General features: G+C 56.4%; 21 protein-coding genes. 9 read left to right on the plus strand and 12 right to left on the minus strand.

Features of this window, described 5'->3' with window-relative positions; translation table 11 throughout:
* Nucleotides 1-3: 3 nt before the first annotated feature.
* From QZ516_RS01950 to QZ516_RS01995, 10 genes are all read right to left on the minus strand, one after another.
* Nucleotides 4-1,356, minus strand: a complete 1,353-nt coding sequence (locus QZ516_RS01950; RefSeq protein WP_297185431.1) for an MBL fold metallo-hydrolase — start codon at nt 1,354-1,356, stop codon at nt 4-6.
* 77 nt (nt 1,357-1,433) lie between these two features.
* Nucleotides 1,434-2,090, minus strand: a complete 657-nt coding sequence (locus QZ516_RS01955; protein WP_297185434.1) for an isoprenylcysteine carboxylmethyltransferase family protein — start codon at nt 2,088-2,090, stop codon at nt 1,434-1,436.
* Nucleotides 2,087-2,356, minus strand: a complete 270-nt coding sequence (locus tag QZ516_RS01960) for a DUF2933 domain-containing protein (protein WP_297185437.1) — start codon at nt 2,354-2,356, stop codon at nt 2,087-2,089. Before QZ516_RS01960 ends, QZ516_RS01955 begins: the two co-directional genes overlap by 4 nt.
* 8 nt (nt 2,357-2,364) lie before the next feature.
* A complete protein-coding gene (locus QZ516_RS01965; protein ID WP_297185441.1) occupies nt 2,365-2,730 on the minus strand; it encodes a cation transporter in 366 nt (121 codons plus the stop codon).
* A gap of 68 nt (nt 2,731-2,798) precedes the next feature.
* Entirely contained in the window at nt 2,799-3,239 is a 441-nt protein-coding gene (locus QZ516_RS01970; protein ID WP_297185444.1) for a hypothetical protein, read from the minus strand.
* Between the two features lie 91 nt (nt 3,240-3,330).
* Nucleotides 3,331-3,618, minus strand: a complete 288-nt coding sequence (locus QZ516_RS01975) for a DUF2933 domain-containing protein (RefSeq protein WP_297185446.1) — start codon at nt 3,616-3,618, stop codon at nt 3,331-3,333.
* A 34-nt stretch (nt 3,619-3,652) separates the two neighbouring features.
* Nucleotides 3,653-6,172, minus strand: a complete 2,520-nt coding sequence (locus QZ516_RS01980) for a heavy metal translocating P-type ATPase (RefSeq protein ID WP_297185449.1) — start codon at nt 6,170-6,172, stop codon at nt 3,653-3,655.
* Nucleotides 6,162-6,287, minus strand: coding sequence for a hypothetical protein (locus tag QZ516_RS01985; RefSeq protein ID WP_297185452.1), 126 nt, complete (start codon nt 6,285-6,287; stop codon nt 6,162-6,164). The genes QZ516_RS01980 and QZ516_RS01985 overlap by 11 nt, the downstream gene beginning before the upstream one ends.
* The gene (locus QZ516_RS01990) at nt 6,288-6,908 is read right to left on the minus strand and encodes an isoprenylcysteine carboxylmethyltransferase family protein (protein WP_297185455.1); all 621 of its coding nucleotides are present in this window, start codon (nt 6,906-6,908) and stop codon (nt 6,288-6,290) included.
* A gap of 95 nt (nt 6,909-7,003) precedes the next feature.
* Nucleotides 7,004-7,423 (minus strand): MerR family transcriptional regulator, encoded by a 420-nt coding sequence (locus tag QZ516_RS01995; RefSeq protein ID WP_297185458.1) that lies wholly within the window; start codon nt 7,421-7,423, stop codon nt 7,004-7,006.
* 596 nt (nt 7,424-8,019) lie between these two features.
* Here QZ516_RS01995 and QZ516_RS02000 point away from each other — a divergent pair.
* The 8 genes from QZ516_RS02000 to trpC all read left to right on the plus strand — a co-directional run bounded on the left by QZ516_RS02000 (nt 8,020) and on the right by trpC (nt 18,228).
* The gene (locus tag QZ516_RS02000; protein WP_297185461.1) at nt 8,020-8,376 is read left to right on the plus strand and encodes a hypothetical protein; all 357 of its coding nucleotides are present in this window, start codon (nt 8,020-8,022) and stop codon (nt 8,374-8,376) included.
* 294 nt (nt 8,377-8,670) lie between these two features.
* Nucleotides 8,671-9,033 (plus strand): DUF411 domain-containing protein, encoded by a 363-nt coding sequence (locus tag QZ516_RS02005; protein WP_297185463.1) that lies wholly within the window; start codon nt 8,671-8,673, stop codon nt 9,031-9,033.
* The gene (locus QZ516_RS02010) at nt 9,030-10,343 is read left to right on the plus strand and encodes a TolC family protein (protein ID WP_297185466.1); all 1,314 of its coding nucleotides are present in this window, start codon (nt 9,030-9,032) and stop codon (nt 10,341-10,343) included. The genes QZ516_RS02005 and QZ516_RS02010 overlap by 4 nt, the downstream gene beginning before the upstream one ends.
* Nucleotides 10,344-10,353: 10 nt before the next feature.
* Nucleotides 10,354-11,925, plus strand: coding sequence for an efflux RND transporter periplasmic adaptor subunit (locus QZ516_RS02015; RefSeq protein ID WP_116368943.1), 1,572 nt, complete (start codon nt 10,354-10,356; stop codon nt 11,923-11,925).
* Nucleotides 11,918-15,040 carry an efflux RND transporter permease subunit gene (locus QZ516_RS02020; RefSeq protein WP_116368942.1) on the plus strand — a complete coding sequence of 1,041 codons (3,123 nt, stop codon included), beginning with the start codon at nt 11,918-11,920 and terminating at the stop codon, nt 15,038-15,040. Before QZ516_RS02015 ends, QZ516_RS02020 begins: the two co-directional genes overlap by 8 nt.
* Nucleotides 15,041-15,799: 759 nt before the next feature.
* Nucleotides 15,800-16,384 carry an aminodeoxychorismate/anthranilate synthase component II gene (locus QZ516_RS02025; RefSeq protein WP_297185473.1) on the plus strand — a complete coding sequence of 195 codons (585 nt, stop codon included), beginning with the start codon at nt 15,800-15,802 and terminating at the stop codon, nt 16,382-16,384.
* Nucleotides 16,385-16,390: 6 nt separating this feature from the next.
* Nucleotides 16,391-17,422 carry an anthranilate phosphoribosyltransferase gene (gene trpD, locus QZ516_RS02030; protein WP_297185476.1) on the plus strand — a complete coding sequence of 344 codons (1,032 nt, stop codon included), beginning with the start codon at nt 16,391-16,393 and terminating at the stop codon, nt 17,420-17,422.
* Nucleotides 17,419-18,228 carry an indole-3-glycerol phosphate synthase TrpC gene (gene trpC, locus QZ516_RS02035; protein WP_297185478.1) on the plus strand — a complete coding sequence of 270 codons (810 nt, stop codon included), beginning with the start codon at nt 17,419-17,421 and terminating at the stop codon, nt 18,226-18,228. Before trpD ends, trpC begins: the two co-directional genes overlap by 4 nt.
* A 12-nt stretch (nt 18,229-18,240) precedes the next feature.
* Here the strand turns inward: trpC and QZ516_RS02040 are convergent, their stop codons facing one another.
* Nucleotides 18,241-18,666, minus strand: a complete 426-nt coding sequence (locus tag QZ516_RS02040) for a GFA family protein (RefSeq protein WP_297185481.1) — start codon at nt 18,664-18,666, stop codon at nt 18,241-18,243.
* 140 nt (nt 18,667-18,806) lie between these two features.
* Nucleotides 18,807-19,484: a cAMP-activated global transcriptional regulator CRP gene (crp, locus tag QZ516_RS02045; RefSeq protein ID WP_365332631.1), complete on the minus strand. Its 678-nt coding sequence runs from the start codon at nt 19,482-19,484 to the stop codon at nt 18,807-18,809.
* A gap of 152 nt (nt 19,485-19,636) precedes the next feature.
* Here crp and QZ516_RS02050 point away from each other — a divergent pair, with 152 nt between their 5' ends.
* The gene (locus tag QZ516_RS02050) at nt 19,637-20,056 is read left to right on the plus strand and encodes an OsmC family protein (RefSeq protein WP_297185483.1); all 420 of its coding nucleotides are present in this window, start codon (nt 19,637-19,639) and stop codon (nt 20,054-20,056) included.
* The last annotated feature ends 2 nt before the right edge of the window (nt 20,057-20,058 follow it).

Consider the following 20,058-nt stretch of genomic DNA (forward strand, 5'->3'; position numbering starts at 1 on the left):
GGCTTACTCCAGTTCGATGGTCTGTCCCTTGTCGGGGCAGATCGTGGTCCAATTCAGTGTGCGGGTAATATGGTCGGCGAAACCGCGCCTGGCCTCCGTATCACCGTGTATCACAAATGTCTGACGTGGCGGATCGGCCTCCCGCAGCCAGGCGGTGAGTTCCGCTTGGTCGGCATGGGCGGAGAGGCCCTCGATGGTTGCGACCTGTGCCTCGACCGTCACGTCCTGGCCGAGTATCTGGGCTTGCATGGCGCCGGCTTGCAGTTTGGCCCCCAACGTTCCGGGCGCCTGGTAGCCAACGATCAACAGGGTGTTGCGCGCGTCCGGGAGGTAGTGCTTCAAGTGGTGCAGGATACGACCGCCCGTGGCCATGCCGCTGGCAGCGATAATGATCTTGGCGCCAGCATGGGAGAAGATCTGTTTGGAGTCCTGCACTTTGCGGGTATAGCGGGCGCGACCGCACATTTGTTCACATTCATCGCTGTTCAGGCGGTGGGCCTCGGGGTAACGGCAGAACAGTTTGGTGGCGTTGATGGCCATGGGACTGTCGAGAAACACGGGCAGATTCGGAATCCGGCCCGCATCGGTGGCCCTGGCCAGCAGGTGCAGCAGGCTCTGGGCCCGGCCCACCGCAAAGGCCGGGACCACCACGGTGCCACCCCTGTGAGCGGTCTCATTAACCAACTGCTCCAGGGCCAGGGCGGGATCGGTCGCGGGGTGTTGCCGCGTGCCGTAGGTGGATTCCACCAGCAGGTAATCGGCGCCGGCGAAGGGCTCGGGGGGTTGCATAATGCGATCCACGGGGCGCCCCAGGTCGCCCGAGAAGCAGAGGCGTCGATCGCCGACCTGCAGATAGAGGCTGGCGGCGCCTAGAATATGGCCGGCGGGGACAAATTGTGCGGTCACGCCGGGGGAGACAGGGAAAGACCGTTGCATCGGCTGTGGCTGAAAGAGCTTCAGTGTTTTTTCCACATCCTCTTCGCTGTATAGCGGCTCGTGGTCCGGCGTGCTTAGCCCGTGTCGTTCGAGATAGCCGAAATCCTCATTTTGCAGTCGGGCGGAATCCGGCAGCAAAATGCCGCACAGTTCAGCGGTGGCCGGGGTGGCATAAATCGGCCCCCGGCAGTCATTGGCCACCAGGGCCGGCAAAAAGCCGCTATGATCGATATGGCCGTGGGTAACCAGGACGGCATCCAGTGTTCCCGGAGAGAACGGCAGGGCTTCGCGGTTGAAGGCGGCGGCTTCAGGACCACCCTGGAACAACCCGCAATCCACCAGAAGCCGTTGATCCCCGTGCTCCAGCAGGAAGCGTGAGCCTGTGACGGTATCGGCCGCTCCCAAAAACGTGATCTTCATCGTCTGTCTCTCAATCTTTCAAGTGAAATACGGTGGTGCCTTCAAGTCGTTGTGGTACGGAACTCGTTACAATTCATTTAGCTGTTCTGGCTTGTCGTTTTGCGCCAGTCGGGAATAAATCGGGGTGTCCCGCGCGCGTACTCCCGCCACTCGTCCCCGAACTCGTCCTCTGCCGCTTTTTCTTCGCTTTTGGCGAGACGCGCATACATGTAGACGAGCACGGGGTACATGGCGAGGGTCAGCAGGGTTGGCCATTGGAACAGGAAACCAGTCATGATCAGGATAAAGCCGAGATATTGCGGGTGCTGCATCCGGGCATACAATCCCCGGGTGGCCAGTGCCCCGGCTTTTTGAGCGGCGTAGAGTTCCTGCCAGCCCCTGGAGATCAACCAGAACCCTCCGCCGATCAATGCAAAGCTAATCAGGTGGAAGGGGCCGAAATGGGGATTGGCCTCCCAGCCGAATATCATTTCGAGGAGATGCCCGGCATCGTGGGACAGCCAGTCTATCTGAGGAAAGCGGGATTGCAGCCAGCCCGACAGCAGGTAGATGGTCAGTGGAAAACCGTACATCTCTGCAAATAATGCCACCAGGAAAGCACTGAATGCGCTGAAGCTGCGCCAGTCCGTGCGGGTTTTCGGCTTGAAGAAACTCAGCGCAAAGAAAATGAAAACCGCCGAGTTGATGATCACCAGGCCCCACAACCCATAGGCCTGTATGCTTTCATGATTCATGGCTTATTCTCCTTGTCGTCCTCGGCCTTTTTGTCGAACAACCGATCCAGGGATTTTTCTTCCCGATAGATGACCAGAAGCATTAGCGGACACAGAATCAGTATCAGGTAAAGCGCCATGCCCCACAGATGGGCTCTGTGCTCCTGCAGGAGAAGCAGTGCGGCAAAAGCGGTGAAACCACAGAAAACAAACCAGTATCGCCAATTCACGAGCTTGTTCGACTTTTCCCTTCGGGAGCTGTGTCTTTGCTGTGGTTCCTGGTTCATGTGGGCACCTATTTTCGGTTATGCCGGGGTGTTCGGTGACAGCTCCAGGGTTCATGCTGGGCATTGTCCTTGACGTTCTGATCGACGAAGCGGTAATACTCTTCCTTGAAGTGCGTCCACCAGTCATGCCTGGGTTGGATGCCGTGTTTTGTCAGAATTTCCTCCACGCAGTCGATACATAATCGGGAGGCATCGTAGGAGAAATCGAGCCTGGCGGATCTCTCGTCGAAAGCGACCTCATCCAGACCGTATAACTGGTCAATTTCTGCAATGGCTGCGTTCAGTTGTGCGGTGTCGACGGGCGTTACCAGTGCGAGGTGACGGGCCACCAGGTTGATCTCTGAAACGCCCAGTCGATGTTCCTTGTGCTTCATTTGACGCGGCTCCTTCTGCCCGACAGATTTGAAGGTTCAGCAGTGGGGTAGCGGGACTGCTGTACAGGCTATTTTTTGTGAATATGCTTGCGCAGCTTTTTCTCCTGCGCCTGGTGCTCCTTCATCTGATCCATCATCCCTTGCATCATGCTCCTGTGTTCGCCCATCATGCTCATGCACTTTTCCATGTTCATGGGCGCCATGTCCTGGCCCTTGTCGCCCGACGGATGTGATGTGCCCATATTCATGCTCATCCTGTGCATGCCGGTTTGCATGGCATCCATGTGCTTTTCCATCAATTGCTGGCGTTTTTCCGGGTCTTGCTCGGTTTTTATCTTTTCCATCAGCGTGTGCATTTCCTGCATGTGCTCGTGCATTGATGCCATAGGTTGATCATGCCTTCCCATGGCGCCGTCCGTTTTGTCGTCGCCGTGTTGATGACTGTCCTGGGCGAAGGCGGGAAGTGCAAGCACTGCGGTGAGGGCGATTAGTCTGGACAAATGTTTCATGTTGCGCTCCTGGTGGGTAAGTCGAAAATTCGACGTTGTCTGGTAAGGGTTGAACTCGTCTGTTGTATCCAATATCTGCCGTTGGTTGACACTAGCGCCGTTTGTCAGCCTCTTTTCGGCCTTCCTCCAGCCCCCGGCGATAGGCCTCTTCCGCATCCGGATGTTGGTGTTCGCCGTGACTCTGCTCTCCGTGACCGTGTCCGCCGTGGCCCTTGTGCATAAAAAGGTGCATCAGTGGGCACAGCAGGATAATCAGAAAGGGGAGATACGGAAGGACGTGGGCGCCGTGTTCCACAAAGAGAAAATAGAGTGCGGCGCCAATAAGAGTGAGTGTTGCCAGTCCGTGAAGGCTGGTCCAGTATCCGGGTTTGGTTGACATGATGGTGTCTCCTATGGACTCGGTGATTCGTTATCTACTCGGTTTCAGGTTGGTTACTCACGTTCAACTTGACCCGCTTGAGCAAGAGTGAGTTGCCAATCACCGAGAGCGAACTCACGGTCATGGCAATCACCCCGATCATGGGGTGCAGCAAACCGATCGCGGCGATGGGAATGGCGGCCACATTGTAGGCACTGGCCCAGATCAGGTTTTGCACGATTTTGCCAAAGGTGGCACGCGATAGATGCATGGCTTCCACCACCCCGGTCAGCTCGCCACGCACCAGGGTGACATCCGCCGCCTCGATGGCCACATCGGCGCCGGCGCCGATGGCAATGCCCACATTGGCCTGTTTGAGAGCCGGCGCATCATTGATGCCGTCGCCCACCATGGCGACATGATCGCCGTGCTTTTTCTGCAGTTCACGGATCGCATCCACCTTGCCTTCCGGAAGTACACCGGCCCGTACTTCATCGATGCCCACTTCACTGGCTACCGCGCGCGCCGCGCGTTCGTTGTCGCCGGTGATCATCACCACATGCAAACCCAGTTCGTGCATGCCGCGAATCGCGGCTACCGATTCCTCCTTGATGGTATCCGCCACCGCGACAATGCCGCAGGCTTTACCGTCAGCCGCGACCAGCACGGCGGTGCGGCCTCGTCCTTCCAGGTCCTCAAGATCCTTATCCAGCGCGTCCAGACCGCTGACACCTTCTTCGGCCAACAACTTGCGGTTGCCGATCAGCACCAGCGCACCATCGACCTTTCCGGAAACGCCCCGCGCGCCGGTGGAACGAAATTCCGTCACCTCGCCTGGCTTCACACTGCGCTCGCCGGCGCCCTCAACAATGGCGCGGGCAATGGGATGCTCAGAGGCATTTTCCACCGTCGCCGCCCACTGCAATAATTGTTGCTCGGTCACGCCTTCGGCCACGGCCACTTCGGTCAGTTTGGGTTCGCCCCGTGTGATGGTGCCGGTTTTGTCCAGTACCATCACCTTGACGTCCTTGAAGGTCTGAATGGCCTCGCCGGAGCGGATCAGGATGCCTCGCTCGGCACCGATACCCGAGCCGACCATTAGTGCGGTCGGCGTCGCCAGACCGAGAGCACAGGGACAGGCGATAACCAGCACTGCAATGGCAGCGAGAATAGCCAGCACCGGAGTGCTTGCTGTGGGGTCGACCCAGGGCAGAAATCCTGCGCCCCAGACCAGTATCGGCTGCAGACTATCGGCGGCGACCAACCAGATGACAAAGCTCGCCAGGGCGATCAGGAGGACGACCGGTACAAAGCGCCCGGTCATGCGATCGGCGAATTCCTGTATGGGCACCCGAGATCCCTGTGCCTGTTCCACCAGTTTGATCACCTGGGACAAAAAGGTATCGCCCCCCACCTTGGTGGCTTTTACCCGCAGTCGCCCCTCCTTATTGATGGTAGCACCAATAACGGTATCGCCCGGCGCTTTGTATACCGGTACCGATTCACCGGTGGCAATGGACTCATCCAGATGGCTCTCGCCTTCCACTACTTCGCCGTCGGTTGGCACCTTGTCGCCGGGGCGGATGACCATGATATCCCCCGGCTGGAGCTCCTTGATGGGTACTTCCTGCTCCTCGCCGTCGCGCTCCACCCGTGCGGTTTTGGCACCCAGGGTCAACAGCTTGCGGATCGCCTGGGACGCTCTGCCTTTGGCTTTGGCCTCGAGATAACGCCCGAGCAGGTGAAAAGTCATGATGGTGGCGGCCATCTCGATAAACGAGGTCATGGTGACGAAAAAGCCCGCCAGACCGATCAGGTAGGGCGGCGCGCTGCCCATAGAAATCAGCACATCCATGTTAAAGGTGCGGTTGGTGAGCGAGCGCCAGGTGGACTTATGGGTGGCCGCGCCGCCGTACAAAAACACCACCGGAAACGCGAGCACCGCGATAATGGCCAGATAACCGGGGATTGGCTGCCAGAACATGTGGGGGATCATCAACAGCATGATCAGGGTGGTCGGTACGCCGGCAATCCACAAGCGCTTGAGCGCCTGGCGCAAGTAGGCGTCTTCTATATCGGCATCCTTACCCACATCGTCATCCTCAGCCTCGGAAGAGACCTGGGCAACGTCGTAACCGGCTTTTTCCACCGCTTGTCTGAGCTGGTCAGCCGTGGGGCCGCTCTCGGCCACCTCAACGTGAACCTTGTGGCTGGCGATACTGGTGCTGATTTGCGTGACGCCATCGAGTCGCTGTAGAGACTCGCGCACAATACCGGCACAGTGATCCGAGCCCATGCCCGGGACAATTAGCTGGACGCCTTTGCCAGCTCCGGAGCTAATGGCCGAGGCGACGTCGTAGCCTGCCTTTTCCACGGCTGTGCGGATATCGCTCAGTTCCAGCTTGCCGGGGTCGTAGTGGGCTTCCACGCGGTGAGCGGCAATGTTGGTGGTAATTTCATCCACACCGTCCAGACGCTTCAGCGAGGTTTTTACAATGCCGGCGCAATGGTCTGATCCCATGCCCGGCACAGTCAGTTTCGCCAGGGCGTTTGTAGATTTTGATTCAGTGCTCATTTTTGCTTCCTGGCTTTTCAGAATTCGATCGCTTGCGTCGCAGGTTCCAACCCACAAGGGCGAAAACAAGCAAAAGGACAATACCGCTGATGATGGTCGTGATTTCTAGGTCCATTCAGGACTCCTGTCGCAGTAGATCATTGAGATTGGGGAAGAACATCGGAACCCGCTGTTGATAGTCGCGGTATTCATCGCCGAACTGTTCCAGCATCTGACGCTCCTCCCTGCGAGCCAGTAGCGTGTAGGCCAGCAAAATCACTGGAAACGCAATCACAGAAAGAATGGTTGGCCAGTGCACAACCCCTTCGCCGAAGACGATGAGAAACAGACCCGTGTATTGTGGATGACGAACGTGCGCATAGATGCCATCGGTCATCAGTATCGTACTGCGTCGCGCCAGGTGAATGCGTCGCCAGCCGTCAGCGACCAGGGTTGCACCGAAGAACACCAGACTATAGCCGATCAGCATGGCGACGATGTGAGCGGTAGGTGTGCCAAACAGTTGTGCCCACAGGTTGCCCCCTTCGCCCCAAGCCAGATCGAGGCCGAAAAACCGCGCGAGAAAGTAGATGGTCAGGGGAAATCCGTACATCTCGGCGTAGAAGGCAATAATAAAAGCCTGAAGAACGCCTGCGCGCGTCCACTCTTTCCAGCTTTCCGGCGCCAGATAGCGGTACATCAACCACGAGACAACAACGGTGACGATAATCGCCAAACCCCAGGCACCTACATGCATTCGGTTATTCCTCTTTCCGCGACACCAGAATCAACTAAAACAAATTTTTGCGCCATCATGCCGACCTTTAATGATTTCCAGATCGGGACTTTTCTTCAACTGGGAAGTCCGTCATCACTGAACTCCTCGATCAGATGGCAGATCATGTCTCCCGTCGGTTCCCGGTCTGGCTTTCGGCTCCATGCATCGATGGCGTCCATCATGCGCCGTCGAAGCCGCGAACTGTCTTGAAATTGCTTTTCGTTTTCCGTCAGTCGCTGCTGAATCAACTCTCTGACAAGCGGACAGGGTGAGTGCCCCTGGTCGGCGGTATGCAGGATGCGACCGATATCCTCCACCGAAAAACCCAGTTGCCTGGCACTCAGAATGAAACGCAGCAGACGCCGGTCTGTCGGACTGTATACCTTGTAGCCGTTGGAAGGGTTCTTTGCCGGTTTGAGATAGCCGATACGGGTGTAAAAGCGTACCGTGTCGGCGGTCACTCCGATCTCTCTGGCCAGTTGATTGACACGCATTGGGTCGTATCCCTTTCGTCACCTTTATGGTCAAGACTAGATACCTCCACGAGGTCTGACAATGATCTATGTCAAGGTAACAGGTTATAGACATAGGTTTTAATAACAGCCGACTTATGATGAACCTGTGTCCCGGGCACAAGTCAAGCAGTACTCGAATTTTCGGGGTACCCCAACTTTTTATCATTGGGTATGCCCGACAGCACCCTGGGGCGAGGAGTATTGATGACACTCCTCTGCCAGCTAATGGCAGTGCAATTTATCAGCAATTCGGGGTAGAAACGCGTCGCCTCCTTGGTTGGCGCGAACTCCCTACGAAGCGGTTTCGCGATGAATTCGATATGCAGCATTGCCGACTATGAACCATGTAACCGTTGTCGTTGAGCATAGAGGGAAACGTCTTTCCTCAGCATGACGCCATGATTACAACTATGTAATGTTGGCGTAATCTTGCTGTTGGTTCTGCTTTCTTATTATTAGCAATGAAATGTCTCCGTTATCCGCCATTCTTGTCGAACAGGATATGCGAGAGACCGGTAAAGATTGATCTATCGCGAAGAGTATCAGCGATTCGGCACAGACAAAGGTGTGGTTGGGTGATCCGGGACATAGGTGTTGTCGTTCTATTGATAATGGCGTTGTTGTGGCAGGTCTCCGCTGCGGCGGCGCCTGCTTATTGCGCTATGGGCGACGAAGTGGGCGGGCAGATCACGACCGTTCAGGACGCTGCCGAGCACCCCGGCCACGGCGAAATGAACCAGGGGAGTTGCTGTCGTGCCGACAAATCAGAGAAGGGTTGTGTCATGCCGGGATGCGCCTTGCCGATGCAGTTGCTGGCATCAACCATGGCTGCACCAATGGCATCGGACAATCGCTCTACTGGCATCGCTTCCCATCCCATTGTCTTTCCGCCGGCGCCGGTTTTTCCTTTCCTAAGGCCTCCCATCGCCTGATTTCACAGGCGCAATTCGTCCAGAAACTCCAGGCAAGGTGCCCCGTCCAGTAGGGCAGGGGCATACACACAACCGTGTTGCCGGAAGCTAAAATTGATTGGCGATTTATCGCCGGAGGCAAATATGAAGTTATCGCAATTAAAAGGCCTAACGTTAGGGTTGATCATGCTCCCCCTCCTGACTGCCTGTGGCGGTGAATCGCAAGGCAGGTCAACACCCAGCGGGTCCGATTCATACGGGGTGGAAAAATTCACCGTCTACAAGCAACCCACCTGCGATTGTTGCAAGAAGTGGATGTCTCGCCTTGAAAAAGCAGGCTTCGATACGACCGCGAGACACCCATCGGATCTCAATGCCATCAAAGAGGGATACCAGATCGAGTCCCGTCACCAGTCCTGTCATACCGCCGTGTCGTCTCAGGGGTACGTGTTCGAAGGGCATGTTCCGGCGCGCTATATCCGGGGGTTCCTGGCGAATCCGCCGCACAACGCCATCGGACTTGCGGTGCCCGGCATGCCGCTGGGCAGTCCTGGTATGGAAGTCGGGGACAGATTTGCGCCCTATCAGGTGCTGCTGCTGAAAAAGGACGGTAGCAGTGAAGTGTTTGCCAGCGTGGAAAACGCGGCTCAGCAATATCAGCGAGAAGCACAACCATGAAAGTATTCATACACCTGCTAATCCTACTGTTCGGTGCCGGCAGTGTCCTCGTCAATGCACAGGCAGTACAGGAGGGATTGACGCTGAACAAGGCAGTCGACATCGCCATCACGGCCGATCCCTGGCTGGCTGGCAGCCGCCATACCCAAGCTGCCTTGAGTGACGAAGCCACGGCTGCGGCCACCCTGCCGGACCCAAGGATGAGCCTGACGGCCGGTAACTTTCCCGTGGATACCTTTGACATCGATCAGGAGGCCATGACCCAGCTATCCGTGGGGATCAGCCAGATGTTTCCCCGGGGTGACACGCTCGCGCTGGCGAAGCAACAGAAACAGCAGCTCGCGCTGCGCCATCCATTGTTGCGGCAGGATCGCCGGGCCAAGGTGGCGGCGACGGTGACGCAGTTGTGGCTGGAGGCATTCAAGGCCCAGGAGAGCATCCGGATCATTGAACAAGACCGATCTTTGTTCGAGCATCTGGTGGACGCCGCGCTGGCGAGCTATGCGACAGCGGTAGGTCGAACACGTCAGCAGGATGTGATCCGCGCGCAACTGGAATTGACCCGCCTCGAGGATCGTTTGACGGCACTCAGGCAGCAACAGGAGGCTGCCCAGAAGCGCCTGGCCGAATGGATTGGGTCGCGAGCCAACATCGGCCTGGCACCGACGCTGCCAACTCTCTCGCCCACTGCGTCAGTGTCGGCTCAGGCTTCCGAACAGGAGCGTTATGAACGGATCATGAGTCATCCCGCCTTGCTGGCGATGGACTTGCGGATTGACGCCACGGCAACCGATATCGACCTGGCGCGCCAGAAATACAAGCCAGAGTGGGGGATCAACGCCCAATACGGCTATCGCGATCAGGACCCGCTGGGCCGGGACAGGGCTGACCTGTTCTCCCTCGGAATAACCTTCGATTTGCCAATTTTCACATCCAACCGGCAGGACAAGGCCCTGAGCGCCGCGGTGAGCCGCACCGAGGCGATCAAGACCGAGAAATTACTGTTGAGCCGCCGGCTGGTGTCAGAACTGGAGACGGCGGCGGTCGACCTGGCCCGCCTCGATGAACGTCATGCCCTCTATGTCGACCAGCTGCTGCCACAAATGGCCGAACAGGCTGAAGCCTCGCTGGCCGCCTACAACAACGACGACGGCGACTTTGCGGAAGCGGTGCGTGCCCGCATTGCCGAATTGAACGCCCAAATCGATGCCCTGGCCATTGCAGTGGAACGGCAAAAGGCGACTGCCCGGATCAATTACCTGCTTACCCAAGCATCGGCTGACGCCCTGCGATCGGTAGAAGATTTATAAGGAGATCATCATGAATGTATTTTCGAAACCCTTGATCGCGGCCGTTATCGGCATTGTGATCGGCGCTGCGGGCGTCTGGCTGCTGAGTGCTGCCAGAGAAGATGGTGCGCAAACCGTTGTTGGCGAACGCAAGCCGCTCTACTGGGTGGCGCCCATGGATCCAAACTACCGGCGCGACAAGCCTGGCAAATCACCCATGGGCATGGACCTGATCCCGGTATACGAGGAAGGTGATAGCGAGGATGAAGCCGGTACCGTGCAGATTTCGCCGGATGTCGTCAATAATCTCGGGGTCCGTACTGCCAGTGTGGAATCAGGTCGGTTGTCCCTGGACGTCAAAACGGTGGGGTATGTGCAGTACGATGAAGACCGATTGGTCCACATCCACCCAAGAGTGGAGGGATGGGTCGAGAAACTTCATGTCAAGGCCGATGGTGATCCGGTTGAAAAGGGGGAACCCCTGTACGCTCTTTATTCACCAACCCTGGTGAATGCCCAGGAAGAGTTGGTGCTGGCACTGAAGCGTGACAATCCTCAGCTGGTTCGCGCCGCCGTCGACCGACTGACGGCCTTGCAGGTTCCCCAGAGGGCAATCGAACAGCTGCGTCAAACCCGACAAGTCAATCAGGCAATCACCATTGCCGCGCCGCAATCCGGTGTCGTGGACAACCTGGGCGTGCGCGAGGGCATGTTCGTCAAACCCGGCATGAGTCTGATGACCATAGGCCAACTGGAGCATGTTTGGGTGATCGGTGAAATCTTCGAACGCCAGGCCAGCCTCGTCAGAACCGGAAACAGGGTACGCATGCGACTTGATTATCTGCCTGGCCGGGAGTGGTTGGGACAGGTGGATTACGTTTATCCCTCGCTGAACGACGAGACGCGCACCGTGCAGATTCGAGTGCATTTCGACAATGCCGACAGGTTTCTGAAGCCGGGCATGTTTGCCGAAATGCACATCCAAACCCAGCCGGGGACTAAAACCCTGTTGATCCCGCGGGAGGCGCTGATTCGCACCGGCACCCAAGAGCGCGTGGTACTGGCCCTGGGCGAAGGCAGGTTCAAGTCCATTGCCGTGAAGGTCGGACGCGTGGGAGAACGACAGGTGGAAATACTGTCGGGGCTCAAGGAAGGCGAGCATATCGTCACTTCCGCACAGTTCCTGATCGATTCGGAATCCAGTAAGACATCGGATTTCAAGCGGATGTCCCATGCCGGGGAGGTCGAAGCGCCTCTGGCGGTATGGGTGCAGGCACGCATAGAGAGCCTGATGCCCGACCACTGGATGGTGACCCTGGCCCATGCCCCGATTGATGCCTGGCAATGGCCGGCGATGACCATGGATTTCGCTGTCGCCGAGTCGGTCGATATGGAAGAGCTCCGGCAAGACATGCGCCTGCAGGTTCAGGTCACGCAGGATCCCGACAAGGGTTATCGGGTAACCCAGGTGCGGATCCCGGACCAAACGCGAGGCAGCACTGAGCCATATTCCCCAGAGGATAGGGAAGCGGGCTCTTCAGTGGACAAGCAAAAAGGGATGACCCATGAAGGTCACGATCAGAAGGAGAGCGACCATGATTGAATCCATTATTCGCTGGTCGATCGGCAATCGCTTTTTCGTATTGCTGGCTACCCTGATACTGGTCGGCGGCGGCCTGTTCGCACTGAAAAACACCCCCGTGGATGCCATTCCGGACCTGTCCGACGTCCAGGTAATCATCAAGACCAGCTACCCGGGGCAGGCGCCGCAGGTAGTGGAGGACCAGGTGACCTACCCACTGACCACCGCCATGTTGTCGGTGCCGGGTGCCGTCACGGTGCGGGGATACTCCTTCTTCGGCGACTCCTACGTCTACGTGATTTTCGACGAGGACACGGACGCCTACTGGGCGCGCTCGCGGGTGCTGGAATACCTGTCCCAGGTGGCGCCCACGCTGCCGCCCAACGCGCGACCGCAACTGGGACCGGATGCCACCGGTGTTGGCTGGGTCTACCTCTACGCGCTGGTGGATCGCACTGGCCAGCATGACATTAGTCAGCTTCGCAGCCTGCAGGACTGGTTTCTGAAATATGAACTGCAGACAGTGCCCGGGGTTTCCGAGGTCTCTGCACTTGGCGGCATGGTCAAGCAGTACCAGGTAAAGGTAAATCCGGAAAAACTGCGAGCATTTGGTATACCGCTATCCCATATCCAGATGGCCATTCAACGCGGTAACCAGGAGATGGGCGCCTCGGTAGTGGAAATGGCCGAAGCCGAGTACATGGTTCGCGCCAGCGGCTACATTCAGGGCATCCAGGATCTCGCCACCATCCCGCTGGGCGTGAACGTCAACGGTGCACCGCTGCTACTCAAGGACGTGGCTGATATCGAGTTGGGGCCACAGATGCGCCGGGGTATCGCCGAACTCAATGGTGAAGGCGAGACGGTCGGTGGCATCGTGGTGATGCGCTTTGGCGAAAATGCCCAGAAGACCATCAATGGCGTCAAGGCCAAGCTGGAGAAGCTCAAGGCAGGCTTGCCGGAGGGTGTCGAAATCGTCACCGTTTACGATCGATCGGGGCTGATCTCTCGAGCCATTGAAAGCCTCTGGAAGAGCCTGCTTGAAGAGCTCGCTATTGTGGCAGCGATTTGTGTCATTTTCCTGTTTCATGTCAGATCGTCCCTGGTAGCGGTCATCAGTCTGCCACTGGGTATCCTGACGGCATTCATGGTTATGTATTGGCAGGGTATCAATGCCAATATCATGTCGCTCGGGGGTATCGCGATCGCGATCGGCGCCATGATAGATGGCGCTATCGTCATGATCGAAAACATGCATAAGCATATGGAACGTATGCCCTTGACCACGGAAAACCGTTGGCAAGTCGTAGCACAATCGGCTTCCGAGGTGGGTCCGGCATTGTTCTTCAGCTTGCTTATTATCACAGTGAGTTTTCTGCCGGTATTCACCTTGGAAGCCCAGGAGGGCCGGATGTTCTCACCCCTCGCCTTCACCAAAACCTATGCTATGGCGGCCAGTGCCGCGCTGGCCATCACGGTGGTGCCGGTGCTTATGGGGTATTTCATTCGTGGGAAAGTAGTCGCTGAAGGCAAAAACCCGATTAACAGGATTCTGATCGCGGGGTATATGCCGCTGCTAAAAGCCGTATTGCGTTTTCCAAAAATAACACTTGTTATCGCTGTGTTGATCTTCCTAATTGGGATCTGGCCGGTGAACAAAATCGGCAGCGAGTTCATTCCCGATCTTGATGAAGGGGATCTCATGTACATGCCCACTACCTATCCTGGGCTATCTGTTGGCAAGGCTAGAGAACTGCTCCAGCAGACCGACAAGCTGATTGCCACCGTGCCAGAGGTGAAAACCGTGTTTGGAAAGATTGGACGCGCCGAGACGGCGACGGATCCGGCACCGCTGACCATGATCGAGACTTTTATCCAGCTTAAGCCGAGGGAGGAGTGGCGTGAGGGTATGACCACGGAGAAGCTCAAGAAGGAGCTGGATGCGCTGGTGCAATTTCCCGGCCTGACTAACGCCTGGGTAATGCCCATCAAGACACGCATCGATATGCTGGCCACCGGCATCAAGACGCCGGTGGGCATCAAGGTGGCCGGCGAGGACCTGAAGGAAATCCAGAAGGTTGGCCAACAACTGGAACAGATCCTCAAGGATGTGCCCGGTACCGCCTCGGTTTACTCCGAACGGGTAGCGGGCGGGCGCTATATCAAGGTGGATATCCAGCGGGAACAGGCCGCGCGCTACGGCCTCAATATTGCCGACGTTCAGCAGGTGGTAGCCACCGCCATTGGCGGCATGAACGTGGCCCAGACCATCGAGGGATTGGAGCGCTATCCGGTGAATCTGCGCTATCCACAGGATTACCGCGACTCGCCGGAGCAACTCGCACTCTTGCCCATTGTCACGCCTGGTGGTCAACGCATCGCTCTGGCGGATGTGGCGAATGTCTACGTGGAAGACGGTCCACCGGCCATCAAAAGCGAGAATGCGCGGCTCAATGGTTGGACCTTTGTCGATATCGACGGCGTGGACGTAGGCAGCTATGTCGAGCAGGCAATGGCGACCGTCGCGCGAGAGCTGGAACTGCCCGCGGGTTACTCCGTAACCTGGTCTGGCCAGTATGAGTATATGCTGCGGGCTAAGGAAAAGCTGACCTATGTGGTGCCACTGACTTTGGCTATTATCATCGTGCTGCTGTACATGAATTTCCGGAGCATTGCTGAGGTTGCCATAATTTTAGGTACCTTGCCGCTCGCTGTAGTTGGGTCCATTTGGCTGATGTACCTTCTGAATTACAATTTTTCTGTAGCTGTGGCGGTTGGGTTTATTGCTCTTGCCGGTGTCACGGTGGAGATCGGCGTCATTATGCTGACCTACCTTAACCAGTCGTATACTCAACTTTTGAGTGATGGCGAAGAACTAAAGGCGCCGCTACGGAAGGAGGAGCTATCCGAGGCGGTGATACGTGGGGCTGGACTACGTGTTAGGCCGGTCATGATGACTGCGGTGTCCACTATTGCTGGGTTGCTGCCCATTATGTTTAGCTCTGGCACTGGTGCAGAAGTTGTTAGCCGAATTGCGGCTCCAATGGTAGGCGGCATGGTAAGTGCGCTTATTCTGACCCTGCTGGTACTGCCGGCTGTATACTACTTGTGGCGTGAGCATTCTTTGAGATCCTGATGGTCGTGTGTACACCAAGCTGTAGTTGGCCTCGTGCGCGGGAAGTGAAACCTGTGCCGGGTTCAGCCTGGTTACACTTCCCGCGCGTCATCGGTCTGATTAGCGCCCAGCTCAGATTGCCTCGCAATAGGTATTTTTCGGGGTGTTCACCAGAGCTACACACACCGCATTTGATGGTGGTGAGGACGTTTGGGGCTGTAGCTCCTAGTCGTTTGAGACAACATGTTAGTAGACGACAAATGTGGCTTCCGTGTTAGAATACTTGGGTTTTTTTGAGCCCCTGCGCGCGGAGTTCCACGCTTGGCTCTCCGATCCACTTGACTAAGGTCTGCCATGACCCGTACCGCTTCGATTACAGTTGCTTTGTGGTGGCGCTTCCAATAGGGAGCGGCTCGTCGTTGCGGTTTCGACCGCGCCTTGCCGCCGAACCGGTGGTCAAGGTATAGCAGATGACTCTCCGGCACGGCGGCTCCAAGACCTAAGGAGATTGCCCGGTGCCACTTACATTACTTGTCCTTTATCAGAGCATGCGGCGTGTAGCTGGGTTGCATCAGACGGTTGTGCTTGCCATTGGCTTTAGATCCTGGGTTACCAGTACTGTGTTTTGCTTGCAGAGTGAAGTTCGCCGTCTGTACTTCGGGGCTGCCTGCGAGGTGATTTCCGGGTATTGTCTGCGGGAATCCAAAGTCAATGTGTATAATGGAGTGTATAACAAGATGGCAGTATCTCCTATAAAATCAATTAAATCAAGGAGTTATAATGCCTAAAATCCTGATGATCGATAATTACGACTCCTTCACCTACAACGTGGTCCAGTACCTCGGTGAGCTGAAGGCGGACGTGCAGGTATTTCGCAACGATGAAATCACCATTGCCGAGGTGGAAGCCCTGGCGCCGGAAAAAATCGTGATCTCTCCCGGCCCCTGTACTCCCAATGAAGCGGGTATTTCTGTGGCGCTGGTAAAAACCTTTGCCGGGAAAATTCCAATTTTGGGTATCTGTCTGGGCCATCAGAGTATTGGCCAGGCTTTTGGTGCCAGAGTGGTGCGTGCGCGACAGGTGATGCACGGTAAAACCTCGTCTATTTACCATGCGGACACCGGGGTATTTCGGGGCCTGTCCAATCCTCTCGAGGCCACGCGCTACCACTCGCTGGTGGTGGAGCGCGAGACGCTGCCGGATTGCTTCGAGATTACTGCGTGGACGCGGACCGAAGATGGGCAGGAGGATGAAATCATGGGGCTGCGACACCGCGACTATGCACTGGAAGGGGTGCAGTTCCATCCGGAATCCATTCTCACCGAGCACGGTCACGACCTGCTGCAAAACTTTCTCCGGGGCTGACAGAAGATGGATATACAGCAAGCCATAGCCAGTATCCTTGAGCGTCGGGATCTCGATAGCGGCGAGATGCGAGCGGTGATGCAGCAGATCATGACCGGTGGTGCCACGGCCGCTCAAATCGGCGGTTTTCTGGTGGGACTGCGCATGAAAGGGGAGTCGGTTGCAGAAATAACCGGCGCTGCGCAGGTGATGCGTGAGCTGGCAACGCCGGTTGCGATAACCGGTGATTTTCTTGTCGATATTGTCGGCACCGGCGGCGACAGTGCCGGCATCTTCAACGTGTCCACCGCCAGCAGTTTTGTGGCGGCGGCGGCCGGTGCGCGGGTGGCCAAGCATGGCAACCGCTCGGTGAGCAGCAAAAGCGGCAGCGCCGATCTGCTGGAGTGTGCGGGGGTGCAACTTGACCTCTCGCCCGAGCAAGTGGCGCTCTGTGTGGAAGAGGTTGGCATTGGTTTTATGTTTGCGGTGAACCACCACAGTGCCATGAAGCATGCCATTGGTCCCAGGCGTGAGCTTGGCGTGAGGACGGTATTCAATCTGCTCGGCCCTCTGACCAATCCGGCCAGGGTGCCGAATATGCTGTTGGGTGTGTACGACCGCCATTGGTTGAAACCGTTGGCTGAGGTAATGCGTGAACTGGGTGCCAGGCATGTGCTGGTGGTTCATGCTGAAGACGGACTCGATGAAATCAGTATTGCCGCCGATACCCTGGTGGCCGAGTTGAAGGATGGTGAGATTGTCGAATACGGGATCGGCCCGGAGGATTTCGGTTTGCAGCGAGGCTCATTGGACAGTCTGAAGGTCAACGATGCCAAAGACAGTCTGGACATGGTGAAATCTGCATTATCCAAAAAAGGTGGGGTTGCATCCGATATGGTGGCCCTGAATGCCGGTGCGGCACTTTATGTGGCGGGAGTCGCCGCAGACCTGGCGGAAGGTGTCAGTCTGGCACAGGACGCCCTCGGCAGCGGCCTGGCAAGAGCAAAGATGGATGATCTTGCAGCCTTCACCCGCTGCCTAAAGGAGCTGGATAGATGATGAGCCCCGCTGTCGATACACCGACTGTGTTGAAAAAAATTCTCGATCACAAGATCGAGTCGGTCGCTCGTCGCAAGGCGAATGTTTCAATGGCCGAGCTCAGAGAGCAGTGCCGGGAGCCGCGTGAAATTCGCGGTTTCTCCGCTGCGCTGCGACGCAAGCTTGACCAGGAGCTTGCAGCGGTGGTTGCCGAGGTAAAGAAGGCCTCTCCCAGCAAGGGTCTTATCAGGGAAGATTTCGACCCGGTGAGCATTGCGCGAAGTTATGAAAAAGGCGGGGCAGCCTGTCTTTCGGTGCTTACAGAGGAGGCTTTTTTTCTCGGTGCCGACGAGTATCTCAAGATGGCCCGGGAGGCCACCCGCTTGCCGGTACTGCGCAAGGACTTTGTCGTTGACCCCTATCAGGTCTACGAGTCCTATGTGCTCGGTGCCGATTGTATTCTGCTGATTGTCGCCGCGCTTGAGCAGCCCTTGATGGAAGAGTTGCACGGCATTGCTGTGGAATTGGGCATGGACGTACTGGTTGAGGTACACAATGCGGCGGAGCTCGATCGGGGACTATTGATTGAGAACCCCATGATCGGCATCAATAACCGCGATCTGAAAACATTTGAGACGACCCTTGAGACCACTTTTCAGTTGCTGGAAAAAATTCCCGACGACCGTATTGTGATCACGGAAAGCGGGATTGTCTCTATTGATGATATAGCTGCCATGCGAGGGCATAACGTCAATGCCTTTCTGATAGGTGAGACGTTTATGCGTGCCGGGGAGCCGGGCCTGAAATTACTGGAAATGTTTAATTAGGGCTCAGTGCAGTCACCAGGGTTGTTTCTGGTGTTGCTCGATGCCTTCCGGAATCTGGTACCAGTCCTGTTTTTCACTTGTCCAGACATGCATAACGGGTTGGATTATGCGGGTGTCGGACAGGGTTCCCGGCTTCAACTTGATGATGTCCGGTTGCGCCGGATTGAAATGATAGATGCGGTTGCCACAATTCGGGCAAAAGGTTGCGCAATTTCGATTGCCGTTTTCCGCCAACCGCTCCCAGGCTTGCATTTCCCCATTAATCCTTAAATCGTCCCGCTTCACCATCGCCGTGATACTGAAGGCGCTGGTGGAAAGCTTCTGGCATTCCCGGCAATGGCAAATGATCACCTTGATGGGTGCTGCCAGCAGTTCATAGGTGACTTTTCCACACTGGCATGAGCCGGGAACTGGATAGCGGATATCAGTATTTTCCATTGGCTTTCCTTGTATCTGTCGGTGACAGTTTAAGGGAGGCTGGGGCTCTGTCAGGGCCAAGAGGTAACGAGCAGTGTTAGACCGGGGGAGCGCCAGGAAGTCCTCCGGTAAAATTTTTTCATGCAACCAGCTAGCCGGTTTTAGCGGGTGCCAAACACGACCATGGTTTTGCCTTTCACCGACACCAATCCCTGGTCTTCAAGGGTTTTCAGTACCCGGCCAACCATTTCCCGGGAGCAGCCCACAATTCTTCCAATTTCCTGGCGAGTGATCTTGATCTGCATGCCATTGGGGTGGGTCATGGCATCGGGCTCCTTGCACAGATCCAGTAGTGTGCGTGCCACGCGACCGGTAACATCCAGAAAGGCGAGATCGCCCACTTTACGGGTGGTATCGCGCAGGCGCTTGGCCAGTTGTACGCCGATGGCAAACAGAAATTCCGGGTGCTGCCTGGACAGCTCCTGAAACTTGCCGTAACTGATTTCACCGACCTCGCATTCTGTTTTGGCGCGAATCCAGGCACTTCGATCCGGCTGCTTGAATAGTCCCATTTCACCAAAAAAATCACCTTCATTGAGGTAGGCCACAATCATCTCGCGACCATCGTCGTCTTCAATCAGGACGGTGACAGAACCCTTGACGATGTAGGAGAGGGTATCGCCCTCATCGCCGGCGTAGATGATGGTGCTTTTTGCTGGATATTTTCTGCGGTGGCAGTGAGCGAGGAACTCTTCCGCGTTTGGCATGTGGGGTGTGATGGGTGCAGGAGCCAACTTGGTTTCCTCCTCAGGGTGAGGTTTTTCGAACAGAGCACCCATTATGGGCACAAACGCCTCGCTGTCCAAGTTAGAATTTATCATCACCCGTTGCTCCTCATTGCGAAACGCATGTGCGTCAAGTCAGGTAATTCTAGGGGTAAAGGCACATCAATTATGTTAGCCTTTTGGCACTTTTTGGATTGAGTATCGTCATGAAAGCAAAAGTCATCTGGGGTGGTGATGTAAAATTCACCGCAGAAACAGAGTCAGGTCATCAGGTCGTGATGGATGGCCCGCCGGATCACGGTGGCACGAATCAGGGCGCCCGCCCCATGGAGATGGTCCTCTGTGGTATGGGGGGGTGTTCATCGTTTGATGTGGTGCATATTCTCAAGAAGAGCCGTCAGGATGTGACGGGTTGTGTGGCAGAAATTGATGCGCAGCGCGCGGATACAGTACCCGCAGTTTTCACCAGCATACACATCCACTTCGTGGTCACCGGTCGGGGTCTGAAAGACAATCTGGTGAGTAATGCGGTAAAACTGTCCGCAGAGAAATACTGCTCCGCGTCTATCATGTTGACCAGAGGCGGCGTCGAAATCACCCACAGTTACGAAATCCATTCTGCCTGACA

The organism is uncultured Porticoccus sp. (assembly GCF_913061305.1).
GTDB lineage: Bacteria > Pseudomonadota > Gammaproteobacteria > Pseudomonadales > Porticoccaceae > Porticoccus.

Bases quoted from the DNA above. Each gene is read 5' to 3' on its own strand.
- QZ516_RS01950 (WP_297185431.1), bottom strand. From the start codon at position 1,356: ATGAAGATCACGTTTTTGGGAGCGGCCGATACCGTCACAGGCTCACGC.
- QZ516_RS01955 (WP_297185434.1), bottom strand. From the start codon at position 2,090: ATGAATCATGAAAGCATACAGGCCTATGGGTTGTGGGGCCTGGTGATC.
- QZ516_RS01960 (WP_297185437.1), bottom strand. From the start codon at position 2,356: ATGAACCAGGAACCACAGCAAAGACACAGCTCCCGAAGGGAAAAGTCG.
- QZ516_RS01965 (WP_297185441.1), bottom strand. From the start codon at position 2,730: ATGAAGCACAAGGAACATCGACTGGGCGTTTCAGAGATCAACCTGGTG.
- QZ516_RS01970 (WP_297185444.1), bottom strand. From the start codon at position 3,239: ATGAAACATTTGTCCAGACTAATCGCCCTCACCGCAGTGCTTGCACTT.
- QZ516_RS01975 (WP_297185446.1), bottom strand. From the start codon at position 3,618: ATGTCAACCAAACCCGGATACTGGACCAGCCTTCACGGACTGGCAACA.
- QZ516_RS01980 (WP_297185449.1), bottom strand. From the start codon at position 6,172: ATGAGCACTGAATCAAAATCTACAAACGCCCTGGCGAAACTGACTGTG.
- QZ516_RS01985 (WP_297185452.1), bottom strand. From the start codon at position 6,287: ATGGACCTAGAAATCACGACCATCATCAGCGGTATTGTCCTTTTGCTT.
- QZ516_RS01990 (WP_297185455.1), bottom strand. From the start codon at position 6,908: ATGCATGTAGGTGCCTGGGGTTTGGCGATTATCGTCACCGTTGTTGTC.
- QZ516_RS01995 (WP_297185458.1), bottom strand. From the start codon at position 7,423: ATGCGTGTCAATCAACTGGCCAGAGAGATCGGAGTGACCGCCGACACG.
- QZ516_RS02005 (WP_297185463.1), top strand. From the start codon at position 8,671: ATGTCTCGCCTTGAAAAAGCAGGCTTCGATACGACCGCGAGACACCCA.
- QZ516_RS02010 (WP_297185466.1), top strand. From the start codon at position 9,030: ATGAAAGTATTCATACACCTGCTAATCCTACTGTTCGGTGCCGGCAGT.
- QZ516_RS02015 (WP_116368943.1), top strand. From the start codon at position 10,354: ATGAATGTATTTTCGAAACCCTTGATCGCGGCCGTTATCGGCATTGTG.
- QZ516_RS02020 (WP_116368942.1), top strand. From the start codon at position 11,918: ATGATTGAATCCATTATTCGCTGGTCGATCGGCAATCGCTTTTTCGTA.
- QZ516_RS02025 (WP_297185473.1), top strand. From the start codon at position 15,800: ATGCCTAAAATCCTGATGATCGATAATTACGACTCCTTCACCTACAAC.
- trpD (WP_297185476.1), top strand. From the start codon at position 16,391: ATGGATATACAGCAAGCCATAGCCAGTATCCTTGAGCGTCGGGATCTC.
- trpC (WP_297185478.1), top strand. From the start codon at position 17,419: ATGATGAGCCCCGCTGTCGATACACCGACTGTGTTGAAAAAAATTCTC.
- QZ516_RS02040 (WP_297185481.1), bottom strand. From the start codon at position 18,666: ATGGAAAATACTGATATCCGCTATCCAGTTCCCGGCTCATGCCAGTGT.
- crp (WP_365332631.1), bottom strand. From the start codon at position 19,484: ATGGGTGCTCTGTTCGAAAAACCTCACCCTGAGGAGGAAACCAAGTTG.
- QZ516_RS02050 (WP_297185483.1), top strand. From the start codon at position 19,637: ATGAAAGCAAAAGTCATCTGGGGTGGTGATGTAAAATTCACCGCAGAA.